Annotated in this window: 6 protein-coding genes and 1 pseudogene; 1 reads left to right on the top strand and 6 read right to left on the bottom strand. The window is 42.7% G+C overall.

The window, feature by feature from the left end; genetic code table 11:
- Window positions 1–263: 263 nt before the first annotated feature.
- The 6 genes and pseudogenes from NIE88_RS19385 to NIE88_RS19360 form a co-directional block, all read right to left on the bottom strand.
- A complete protein-coding gene (locus NIE88_RS19385; RefSeq protein ID WP_253064937.1) occupies window positions 264–1,445 on the bottom strand; it encodes an ROK family protein in 1,182 nt (393 codons plus the stop codon).
- Between the two features lie 371 nt (window positions 1,446–1,816).
- Window positions 1,817–3,154: a sugar porter family MFS transporter gene (locus tag NIE88_RS19380; RefSeq protein WP_253064926.1), complete on the bottom strand. Its 1,338-nt coding sequence runs from the start codon at window positions 3,152–3,154 to the stop codon at window positions 1,817–1,819.
- Window positions 3,155–3,815: 661 nt separating this feature from the next.
- Window positions 3,816–5,324, bottom strand: coding sequence for a xylulokinase (gene xylB / locus NIE88_RS19375; protein WP_253064924.1), 1,509 nt, complete (start codon window positions 5,322–5,324; stop codon window positions 3,816–3,818).
- Window positions 5,325–5,392: 68 nt separating this feature from the next.
- Complete coding sequence (gene xylA / locus NIE88_RS19370; protein ID WP_253064922.1) at window positions 5,393–6,751, bottom strand: xylose isomerase; 1,359 nt, start codon at window positions 6,749–6,751, stop codon at window positions 5,393–5,395.
- Window positions 6,752–7,004: 253 nt separating this feature from the next.
- Window positions 7,005–9,050 (bottom strand): glycoside hydrolase family 31 protein, encoded by a 2,046-nt coding sequence (locus tag NIE88_RS19365; protein WP_253064920.1) that lies wholly within the window; start codon window positions 9,048–9,050, stop codon window positions 7,005–7,007.
- Between the two features lie 36 nt (window positions 9,051–9,086).
- Window positions 9,087–10,463 (bottom strand): annotated as a pseudogene (locus tag NIE88_RS19360) (MFS transporter).
- 150 nt (window positions 10,464–10,613) lie between these two features.
- On the opposite strand from NIE88_RS19360, the gene NIE88_RS19355 reads away from it, so the two are divergent.
- Window positions 10,614–11,516 (top strand): AraC family transcriptional regulator, encoded by a 903-nt coding sequence (locus NIE88_RS19355; RefSeq protein ID WP_253064918.1) that lies wholly within the window; start codon window positions 10,614–10,616, stop codon window positions 11,514–11,516.
- Window positions 11,517–12,861: the final 1,345 nt, after the last annotated feature.

Below are 12,861 nucleotides of genomic sequence, written 5' to 3'. Positions count from 1 at the left end.
GGGCGGCGGAGGTCTTATTTTCTCGTATTGAGTTTAATGTTATTTCTTCGGTACGGTGTTAATGGGGAACTGTGTCGAAAGTAAAAAGACAGTGCTTTCTGGATTAGATCTGCACGTAGTCGATTGATTTTATGATCATCGGCGATCCGACCTAATTTAATTAATGAGTGTGTGATAAACAGTACCCCGCAATACAACCTGATCTGGTTCGTTTTCAAGAGAAAATTTGCGATAAACTTCCCCCATCCCTCACCTGCAATCGGTTAAATTTTAGATTTGCTGAAATCCATGTCATATTTTTCCAATCCAAATACGTGATGCGTGATCAATGAACAACCACCAAGCACTGTAGCCAGGGTAGTATTTGACGTAAGGTGGATAGTAAGCTTTGTCTGAGAAACGCTCTCGTAAGCCGTTTGGATCCCTTGCAACAGTTCCGGAATTTCTTCAATAAGCGGCGAGTTAAGAAAAATTTCATCAGGATCCAATAAACTTACCATGTTGTAAATCAAGCCGGCGATGGCGATGGCGAATTGCCTGAGAATGCGGGTGACCGCCTGATCTTCTTTTTTATAAAATTCGACAAGGTCTTCCCGATTAAGATTATTTAAGCCTTTGTGTTTTTCAACCTGGGCAATAATGGCATCTTCAGAGCACAGATTTTCAATATGTTGAGGTTGCATGCCGTCGCCCGAGTTAATAGCAATATTTGCCATTGTGCAGCCGACTTCGCCCGCCTCACCATGCTCACCACGGAATAATTCTCTTTTCAAAATAATCCCTGCACCGATGCCTTTATGTATACTGATGGTGACCATACTATTCATCGTTCTGGCACCGTTGAAATCGCGTTCAAAAATAGCTGACAAATTTGCTTCATTCTCAAGTATGACCGGAATACCGTATGCTTTGGTAAATAATGCATACAGATCTACTCCGTCCATATCAATCCATGGTGAATGCTTAATTTGATTATTGACGACAATTCCATGAATGGAGAAACAGAGCCCTAAAAGCCCGTTTTCCGTTGGGTCGTTTTGCCGGTACTTGGCAATGTAATTTCTGATCAAGTCAACCATTTCGTGAATTGATTTATCTTTGACCTTGGTCTGTTCATACTGCCAAACATCGCCATTCAAATAGTTGGCAATCACATGCAGATGACGATAGCCTAAGTCAAAAGTCACTGTATATCCGTAATTTTTATTAATATCAACCAACATTGGCTTGCGTCCGCCAGCTGTTGATGCTTCGCCCAAACCCAGTTCAATCAGATAGCCGGCAGCCATTAAACTATTATATAAAGATGATACCGTCGATTTGTTGAGTTGTAAATTACGGGCAATCTCAATTCGCGAAGTAGGGCGATTATTAAAAACCTGCTGCAAAACAAGTTTCAGATTCTGATTACGCAGCTGATTGTTATTCATGCTGTGGCGAATCATCTTGGTGTCCCCCTAACCAATATGACATATAAAAAGATACTGACAGAAAATATGAATAAGTTTACAATTTACATTAGTATAAGTAAGCTGGATAAGTCAAGGTGTTTTAACGTGTGATTTCGATAATCTTGGATAAGAAAAGGTGATAAAAAATCACACCAAATCTCCATGCGAAGCAGAAAACGAGCTTTGATTACTTTGAGAAATAACTGAAACAATTTTCACGACTTATCTATTGTTTGCGGGATAAAGGAAAGAGGAGGCGCATCGTAGCATCGCACAGAACTGATGTGTCCCCTCTTTTTTCATTACAAAAATTTAATTGTTATTCTTTCTGTATGATAAATATAACTTATTACCTTCTTCCTTTATTAGTCAACATTCCGCAAGCTGCTTGATCGCAGTGAAGCCTCAATTTGCTCCAGGCTTTTTCCGGCGGTTTCAGGAACCATGCAGAACACGAAAATAAATGCGATGACCCCCATGATTGCATATACACTGAATAATGCTGTGCCGAATCTCGCGAATAGGCTGGGGAAAGTCAAAGAGACCATAAGATTTGCAAACCAGTTGATTACTCCGCTGACGCCAAGGGCTACTCCACGGATGCGCAATGGAAAGATTTCTCCCAGAAGCACCCACATGACAGGGCCCCATGTTAATGAAAAGAACATAATATAGACAGAAAGGCTGATGACAGTCATAATGGATGTTGCTGCTCCGCTACCACTGGTAAAAGCCATGAGAAATAGACTTACCGACATGCCAACGTTACCGATCATAAGCAGCTTTCTTCTCCCTGCCCGGTCCATCAGCCAGACGGCCAGTACCGTCACGAGAACATTCACAATGCCGATACCTATAGTCCCTAATAGAGCTGCTGAAGAGCCTAGCCCGACTTTGGTAAATGTTGTCGGTGCATAATAGAGCACCGTATTACAACCAATTACCTGCTGAAAAACGGCCAATCCGATTCCAATAATTAATGATGGTCGGGCCCAGTCAGCAAACAGATCTCTGTATCCGCTATGTGGCTGATCATTTGTCAGTTTAATGTCGCTGATTTCATCATCTACACCAATGCCATGCCGAAGCTGATTCAGTATTTCTCTTGCCCTGTTTTCACATCCTTTTTCCACAAGCCATCTTGGACTTTCCGGTGCCAGTAGCATTCCAAAGAAGAGGAGAATGCCAGGGATAAAAGCAAATCCAAGCATCCAGCGCCAGTCTCCGGCTATATTTGCGAACAGATAATTAATAGTATACGCGAGTAGAATACCGATCATGATCATAAGCTGGTTCAGAGTTGACAGTGCGCCTCTGACTTTTGCAGGAGCAAGCTCGGAAAGATACATCGGAACTAATGTTGAGGCACCGCCTACCGCGGTTCCTAAAATTACTCGAAAAAAAATCAGTGATCCGACATTCCAGGAAACGGCGCATCCTAAGGCACCTATACAAAATGTTACCGCAGCTGCCAGGACGATTCGCCTCCGTCCATACCGGTCAGCAAGTGTGCCGCCGACTGCCGCACCAATCATTGCTCCCAGCAGAATTGCACTCACAACAATGCCTGTTGTAAACGTGGTTAATTTAAGTTCTTTGTCGATAAACAGGATTGCTCCCGAAATAACTCCAGTGTCGTAACCAAACAGCAGCCCGCCTAGAGCACCAAAAAAATAAATAAGCCCATTATTGATTTTATGCATAAGCCTCACTCCCCGTGTTATAAATGTTGAGCTTGATAGTCACTGTTTAACTCGGATACTGCGTGATACTTGATGTCTGTTCCCAAAATATTTAACGAACAATGTTATCGGTGCCAGATGCCATTAAGGTACTGGTGTTAAAGCTTCATTCGACCCAACTATGGACGGCTGATGATTGGTATCGACCCCGTGTCTATCTTAAGCTTTCACTCAGCGATGTTCTTTCAGAAGGCGGAAAACACTGCCCTTCGTGATTATCAAATTGATCCATCGTTAAAGCGCTGTTTAATGAGGACAAAACCGCACAGTTGCAGAGGCCTTCTGGAAGTTTGCTTGGCGCGCTGCAATTTGTCTGCGATTATCTCGTTCAACGAGAATTTTTCAGAGAAGGTGGGAAACATGAAAAAAAACCGGTAATCACACAAGTAATTATTATTATTGTGACCGGTTGAAAAGAGTAGTGAAAAGTACTAAATTAAGATTTTTGAAAACAGGTTGCCCCTATGGTGCATGATCAATAGGTCAACGTTTTAACAGACTGCGCTATTTCATAGGAACTTCGTGGGTAATCCATTCGTTCTGTTTTTCACTCCGCAAATCCTCTTTTTTTACATCTTTAAACATAGTAAATAGGTTCATGTTATCGTGACGGCGATAAACGTTACAAACTATGTTGCCGATAGTTCAGCAACTCCGCGCTGATGTCTTTTGTCCGCGCGTATACCTTGCGATAGATCTCGTAAATTTGCTGATATTTCTTAACATGATCCGAATCTGGTACGTAAACTTTGCCAAAATGGATGAACTGCTCGGTGCATTCCTGAAGGGAGTCAAACCATCCCATACCAACTGCGGCAATCATAGCTGCACCCATGCCCGGCCCCTGTTCATTTTTTAGACTGACAACTTTTCGGTTAAAGATGTCCGCCTGAATTTGCAGCCATAATGGACTTTTTGAACCGCCACCGGTAGAGACGACGGTATCAAAATTACTGCCATTTTCTTCATAGATTGCAAAAATATCGCGAAACGAGAAGATAATTCCTTCCAAAACAGCACGGACAAAATCATGGCGTTGGTGAGTGCCGTCGATACCGATAAAGCTCCCACGAACGGATGCATCTGCGTATGGAGCTCGCTCGCCGACAATGTAAGGCGTAAATAGTAATCCATTCGCCCCCACGGTCGATCTTTCGGCATTGGTAATAAAATCTGCAAAACTTTCCGAAGCTGCAAAGGTCTTTTGGAACCAGCTCAGCGAATAACCTGCCGCCAGAGTTACGCCCATAGAGTAAAATTTATTGGGAATCGCGTGATCCTCAAACTGTAAGACACCATGATAGTCAGTCTCTGCATTGGTTTCATATTTCAGAACCACACCGGAAGTGCCAATACTGGACAGCACTCGATTCGAATTCAAGATACCGGTGCCGATAGCACCCGCGGCATTGTCGGCCGCACCGCAGAAGACCTTTGTACCAATAGTCAGTCCGGAAAATGCGGCGTAGCTTGGTGTCACATTACCGGCCAGATCAATGGATCTGATCAATGGCGGACATAGGGAGAGCGGAATATGAAGCTTCTCGCAAATCGTCTTACTCCACGTACCGGCAGCGACATCCAGCAACACCGTTCCGGTTGCATCGGAATAGTCCGTTGCCAACCTGCCCGTCATTCGAAAGCGGACATAATCTTTGGGTAGGAGAAATGTCTTTGCTTTTGCCCAGATATCCGGTTCATTTTCTTTAACCCACAGTAATTTTGGCAATGTGAAGCCTTCCAGTGGCCGATTTTTTGTTATTGCAATAAACGAATCACCAAGCAATGTCTCGATTTCTTTGCATTGGGCCGTTGTCCGGGTATCGTTCCATAAAATAGCCGGGCGAAGTACTCGGTTATTTTCATCAAGAAGCACCAGTCCATGCATTTGACCTGAAAAACTAATACCGGTAATTGCTTTCAGTGTTAAGTGATCATGTTGAATCAGCCGTACAATCGCTGCCGTTGTGCCGGAGACCCAGTCTTCCGGATTCTGTTCGCTATACCCTGGCCCAGGTTGAATCAAATCATAGTCAGCGCTTTCCTGGGCAATGATCTGTCCGTTGCGGTTCAAGGCAGAAACCTTGACCGCACTCGTTCCCAAATCAATGCCGAGCACGTAATCACTCATGGATATTCCTCCTCAAGACACAGCATGGAAAAACAGGAGACAAAGGGCCCCTGTAACTGCACTTTTAATTATGACTTGCTTAGGGTATCAATGATATAGTGATTGATCGTATCTTTTATTTTCTCAAGATGATCCGAGTGTGTTGCCGCAATCAATTCGGATTGCGGTTTATCGATGATATAATCTTCAAGGGACTTGAAGTCGGCTTTGCCGTTTTCGATAGCTGCCCCAATTCCGGACGTATAGGAACGGTAACGATCGCTTAAAATATCATCCAAAAACCCGTCTTCCTTCATTTTCGCGGCAACTCGCAGTCCGGCAGCGAAACTGTCCATGCCTACAATATGGCCGTAGAACAGATCATTTGGTTTGTAAGAGGAGCGTCTCGGCTTTGCGTCAAAATTCAATCCGCCGCGAGGCCCGATACTTCCGTTCTCGATAACTTCATACATGGCGGCAGTGGTTTCATACAGATTGGAAGGATATTCGTCAATGTCCCAGCCTATCAGCTTGTCGCCTTGATTTGCATCTAGAGAACCAAGCAGGCCTGCTTCACGCGCCACACGAATTTCATGCTGGTAAGTATGGCCGGCCAGATTTGCGTGATTTCCCTCCAAATTAAGCTTAAAGTCATTTTCCAAGTCGTATTCTTTCATGAAAGCAATGGTCGTTGCCGCATCAAAATCGTATTGATGAGTCGTCGGTTCCTTAGGTTTCGGTTCAAGTAGCATTTGGGCAGTGAATCCAATTTCTCTAGCATAATCTTTAGCCAGATGGAAAAATTTTGCCGCATGCTCCTGTTCTTTTTTTAAATCCGTATTCCAAAGTGATTCATAACCTTCCCGTCCACCCCAGAATACGTAATTTTCGGCACCGACCCGTTTGCCGATTTCCAGACTGTGTTTCAACTGAGCCGCAGAATATGCATAAATATCAGCATATGGTGATGTTGCGGCACCGGCGACAAATCGAGGATTAGTAAACAGATTTGAGGTGTTCCACAGAGCCTTTATACCGGTCGTTTTTTGGTAAGCAACGATGCGGTCAATGATTGTATCCAGATTTCTGTTGGTTTCTCTGAGCGTATCGCCTTCAGGAGCCAAGTCACGGTCATGGAAACAAAAATAATCGACACCCAGCTTAGTAAAGAATTCAAAGGCAGCATCAACTTTTGCCAAAGCTAGATCCATGGAATCACTGTATTGGTCATATGGCCGCTGAGCCGTACCGGTACCGAATGGATCGACCAGACGCTGATCAAAAGTATGCCAGTAAGCAACGGAAAACCGCAGCCAATCCCGCATCTTCTTGCCATGAATCACTTCGTCCGGATTGTAATAGTGAAAGGAAAGTTCTGAACGTAGGTGATCGTGACCTACATATCTGATTTTACCGACATCGTTCCAATAAGTCTTTTTAACATTCATAAATGAAGCCTCCTAAATAGTTGGTTTATACAACAAACTTACATAATTAATTATAAAACGCTTTCATTTATTGCACAAGTGTTTTTTATGCAATACATATTTTCATAAGATATAATAAAATTGATATGTTCATAATTTTGACGCTTATCTGGATCTGATGAATAATCAAAAAAGAGCATTTTATCACCAAAATTGAAGTAAAATGCTTTTTCTCCTGTATTTTTATCTGTTTCCGAGAGGTTTTGCTCGGAATCTATTTGAAAAGTGGCAATAGCACATCCGCAACCTGTTTACGGACAAAAACCGGAATTTCTTCGATAGGTGCTTCGGTGACAATAGTTTGACCGCCAGACTTTGTTTCTTGGGTATAAACATTTACCCAATCGGTACCCTGAGGGAGATAAACATCCCTTTGCGTTATCTGTGCATACATAATCGGTGCAATCAAAAGATCATGGCCAAACATATACTGATTTTCAATGGCCCAGCTGTTCTGATCTGTTGGAAAGTCATAGAACAGAGGCCGGATAATTGGCGTTCCTTTCTTATGTGCGGCCGCCATTTGTTCACGCAGGTAATCACGCATATGCTCACGAATTTGCATATAGCGGATCATGATGTTATAAGTTTGATCTCCGTATGCCCAAGGCTCCGTTGGTGCTCCTGAAGGCATTTTTCCTCCGCCGGACACACTTAGTGGCTTCGTGTGAGGCTCACGGTCACCATGCATGCGCATGACCGGACAGAAGGTAGAAAACTGAAACCAGCGGGTAACCAATTCACGAAAATCGGGATCATCGTTTATGCCACCATGAAAACCGCCGATATCGGTTGTCCACCAGGGAATGCCGGCAATTGCTATATTAAGCCCGATGGCCAGCTGATTACGTAAGGATTGAAAACTGGAATCAATGTCTCCGGACCAGACGAGTGCACCGTATCGCTGAGAACCTGCCCAGGCACTACGGACCAGATTGACAATCTCTTTCTGTCCGACGGACTTCATACCGTCGTATACCATTTTTGAGTAGACGGCCGGGAAAATGTTGCCCACTTGAAGGTTGCTTCCCCGATAGTAACGATAATTGTCGAAGTCATATACCGTATACTCCGGTTCGGCTTCATCAAGCCAAAATAAATCAACACCTAAATCGTAGTAATTCTTTTTCAGTAATGCCCATAAGTAACGCCGGGTCCCGGGATTGGTGAAATCCGCGAATCCATTGTTTCCTAAAAAATTCATCGCAATTGGTACACCACGTTCAACTTGAATTAAATAACCATTTTCAGCCATCTCTTTATAATGCGAGCTTGTCTCATCAATGGTTGGCCAGACAGAAACCATCAACTTGATCCCCATTTCATGAAGTTCATTAATCATGGCACGAGGATCTGGCCAATATGCCGGATCAAAACAGAACTCTCCCGATTTTGGCCAGTGAAAATAATCAATTACAATCACGTCAATAGGTAGATGGCGTCGTTTAAATTCACGCGCAGCTTGCAGCAGTTCATCCTGAGTACGATAGCGTAGCTTGCACTGCCAATAGCCTAGTCCATATTCGGGCATCATCGGAACAGTTCCGGTTACGGCAGCGTATTGTTCCTCAATCTGACTTGGTTGATCGCCGTCTGTAATCCAAAAATCCATTTCTTTTGTGGATATTGCATGCCACTCTGTTATATTCTTGGCAAAATGAACGTCGCCAATTGCCGGATTGTTCCACAAAAAACCATAACCTTGATTGGAAAGGACGAACGGTACACTGGCCTGAGAGTTTCGATGTGCTAATTCCAATTTAGCGTTTTTCAAGTCAAGAAAATCTTGTTGATATTGCCCCATACCAAATAATTTTTCTTCTGGATTGGACTCGAAGCGAACGTAAAGTTCATAATCGCCGCCTATGTGAGCTTTAAATTCACGTGAATTAATATTCAATGCACTGTTAAAGTGAGCGGCTTTGTTGTGATCAATAGTGGTTGTCATGTCATCGATACGATTGCGCTGATAACCTTTAAGCAGCAGTTTGCCATCTTGATTGTAAAAAAGTATGTTTTTGTGTGCGTTAATTTTTGCCGTTAGGTCTCCATTAGTAATGGAACCGCTCGAACCGGAAGCATCAATAGTAATTTTCGGATGCGCTGATAATTTGGGCGCAGGTAACAGTGCATGGCTACTTCCCTGAAATTTCGGATACTTACTACTCCTGACGCGAAAACTATTTTCACCCCACGGTTCAATTTTCAATAACTCATTACCATGACGTAGAATTAAACTTTGCTCTTGTTGTGACAGCATTTTTCGACCTCCTAAAATTTTAACTTAAACAACGGATTAATTTTCCAACTGAGTATCTTTCTCTACTGTCAAACGTACAGTGTCTTCCATCTTTTCATATTTGCGATAGAACAGCAATGGCAAAATGGCAAGAGCGAACGCAAATATCGTCACCCAATTGAAAGAAATAGAAATTCCGGTTAAAGCATAAGCAGTTTGAGTTTTATTCGCTACATAACCAAAGGCCGACAAAATAATTGAGGGAATAAAACCGGCAATACCACTGCCTACTTTAATGCAAAATGAACTGCCGATAGCGGTCAGTAGACCTGCTGCATTGACCTTATTTTTCCATTCGCCATAATCTACCGCAGAACCCAGCATCGCAAATGGCATGGAACAAGCAATTCCTGATCCCATATTGGCAATAATCCAACCGATTAGGACAATCGGCAAGGATTGACCGCCGACAACAATGATGAGTTGACCGATGATGGCGGCAATTAACGAGACAATCCAAAGAAGCTGCTTACTCATAAACTTATTCAGAAGTGGTATGGAAAGCATCGCGATAATCTGGATTGATGCAATCGAATTAAAGAAGGTTACTAAACCCTTGTTGCCAAAGTTGTACGTGAAGTAGTAGACGAGTGTCGACGTTCGTTCTGTTAAACCAATCCAAAACAATAAATTGCTTATCACGATAATGATCCATGGCCAGTTACGTCTCATCGCGTGGATTCCCTGCTTCAGAGTTGTACGTTTAGCAGTAACCTGTACTCGTTCTTTGATGTGCCGAAAGGAGAACAAGGTCATGATGGCACATAAAACAGCAAAAATGATAATGGTCCAACGAAACCCGACAACGTCATTTCCGCCGCCTAAAAAAGCAACTAAAGGTAATGTCAGTGCGTTAACTGCAAGTACTCCCAATTGTGACCCGGTCATTCGCTAGGAATTCATTTGTAATCTTTCAGACGGATTGGGCGTTATTAATGGGAGAACAGCGGTTAAAGGTGTGTTCAATCCTGTATACAGGATTCCACAGATAACATAGGTAATGCCGCAATACCAAATACGGCCAGTCATACTGATCTGTGGTGCCCAGAAGGTTAAAATGCCAAATAGCGCAAAGGGAATCGCTACCCAGAGGAAGTACGGCCGGGCACGCCCATATTTGGAATTGGTAATATCAATCAAGCTCCCCCAAATTGGGGCATCAATGCCGTCAAAAATCCGTGCAATCAATAGAATAATACCAGCGGTTGCGACTGGTAGCCCAGCTATGTCTGTGTAAAAGTAGAGAAGATAACTGCTAATCATCGTAAAGACTAATTGTCCGGCGGTATCAAGCTGAGCATAGCTGAATTTTTCCAAGGTACCGACATGTCTAACGGGTTGCTTAAGTGTTTTTGTAATCGATGGCTCACTCATAAGGTTCTCCTCCTTAACAGGTAAATGCAAACATTCGAATGTTGACCCATACGTATAAACGCTTACATTCATACTGTAAGCGTTTGCTTATTTCTCGAAAACTAATAAAATAGAGAAAAAGGTACACAAATTTTAAAGGAGGTACATAAAATGAGTGAAAAAGTATATATTTTCACACTAAAGCAGCCATTTAGCTATTATAAAGCCGGACATTATTTCTGTAATGATGGGTGGCGACATAAACAGATCACCAATAATGGTGATTATGAACTATTCATTGTGTTAAGCGGGGAGGTCTATATTCAAATTGGTACAGAGCGTTTTGTGGTTAAAGGGCATGATTGCCTGCTTATTCCACCACGCATCTGTCACATTGGTTACCAAGGATCAACAGCTGACACGCAATACTATTGGATGCATTTTTTTCCCGGAACTGCTGTGAAAACAGATTTACAGTTTAACACCCAGAAACTGCAATCCGAAGAAATCGCAATACCACAATTATTCCAAATCAGAAACTTTGAAAAGATCATATTGCTGGTTCGTCAACTACTGGATAGTGCTAATGACGAAAGCGATTCTGTATTGACACCAAGTTACTTTATTTCCGTATTAGCAATAGAATTATCCAACCAGTACATAAAGAAAACGCAGCAGAAGACTACTTCCAACACGGCTACTTTTGAAATGATTATCAATTGGATTAAAATTCACAGTCACGAATCATTAAGTGTGGCGCAAATTGCTAATGAATTCGAAATAACCCCCAATTATTTAACCCGTCTTTTTAAGCGATATCAGTCAACAACAACGATTGCGTATATCAATCAAACTAAAGTCAATCAGGCCATGGAATTATTACTGACTACAAATAAAACGGTAAAACAAATAGCTTTGGAATTAAACTTTCTCAATGAAAAGTATTTTATGCGTATTTTCAAAAAAACTTCCGGCACAACGCCAAGTCAATATCGTAATGCATTCAGCAAAACGTACGTTAATAATGTTGACGTAGATCCGCCAATTCCGACGCCCAAAAATTTTGGTTGGTAATACTACTATTTTTTTCACCAGAATTTGATTTCGATGGGCATTCTCTGATTTACTTAGTAAATTAGTAAAGTATTTGATTTTACAGCAAAATAAGCGGCTGTGAATCAATACGCAGATGTGAAACCTCTACAAGAAGATCAGCGAGAGGCCATTGAAAAAGTCCAACCTAGAGGCTGTCCCAAAAGCGTATCGAACCTGCACTGCGCTCCGGTTGCTCGTAACGTGAACAACTACCCGCGCACTTAATTCCAAAGGTATGTCATTTAATGGGTGTCCCATCGTCATTAGACTTTTGACACCCTCTTTTACTTAGTTTATGTCCCTTCTTGAACGCTAGCGACAGATTAATAATAGTTGCTGAATCATAGCTGACGTCATCATTTGTTTTAATTACTTCAAATCTGTCATTTGCAGTAAGTGGTCGACTGACTGGCAATGATTGTTTTGCTCGTAAATGGCCCGTCCGGTTTACCTGAAATGTTGATCACACGGGCCAGCATATAATCTGTTCTATTTCATAGTGCGCCCGGCATGGGCGACAGCTTGGCGGTGAAAGTCCGCTACAGGCTTGGCAGTAAGAACTGTCAGCCAAGGGCAAGGGTGTCCACCGTGAGGCGGAATCTGAAGGAAGCCGGAGGCAAACTTCCGGGCTAATGAACAAGAACTGCATGTTATGGCTGACTTGAGACGGATAAGCCTGCAAAACAAGGTGAAGTCCAATACTGCCCGAATCTCATTCAGTAAATGCAGCAGCCACATGGAAGGAAAGCGGTCGTTCTTACCCGGGGAGATCTCGTCAGGGCGTCCGACAAGAAGGATGAAGTTCCTACAGACGCAATCCAAACGTAAGTCGCCAGACAAGGTTCGGATGAACGGCGAGAAGTCAGCAGAAGTTATAGTAGTTTCGGTGAAACGAAGGACTGAACCTTAATTAATCTGGAAAAATCAGGAGGTGGGAGCCTTGCGATTAAAGCAGAATACATCGACAGATGGGCTACCTGCAGGAAAATAGGCTGAAGGTAATGCAGAAGCGTTAAGCAACGAAAACACCCAACGACAGACCCCCGAGGGAAAATTGAACGAAGCTTTTTCTTCATTAAACAAAAAGTGCGGGCTTGGCTTAGTGCACGCCAAAACGGCTGAGATCGTTGCTGTATCTATCGATATGGGCATTGCAATGGCGAATATCGACACGGTATTACGCTTTTTTTGGCTTTGTTGTTTGACATACAAATTAAAGAGACTTATTTGGAAATTAGCTATGAAACGACGGAATGGGCCAAAACTTAACTAGTCTAATCCAGTATCCGCTAAATAAAGCATTTTTGGTCATGAAACATCTTGA

It is taken from the genome of Sporolactobacillus shoreicorticis, from assembly GCF_024125445.1.
Classification (GTDB): domain Bacteria; phylum Bacillota; class Bacilli; order Bacillales; family Sporolactobacillaceae; genus Sporolactobacillus; species Sporolactobacillus shoreicorticis.
The sequence above is the reverse complement of the archived record's forward strand: the minus strand, read 5'-3'. Positions and strand labels throughout refer to the sequence as shown.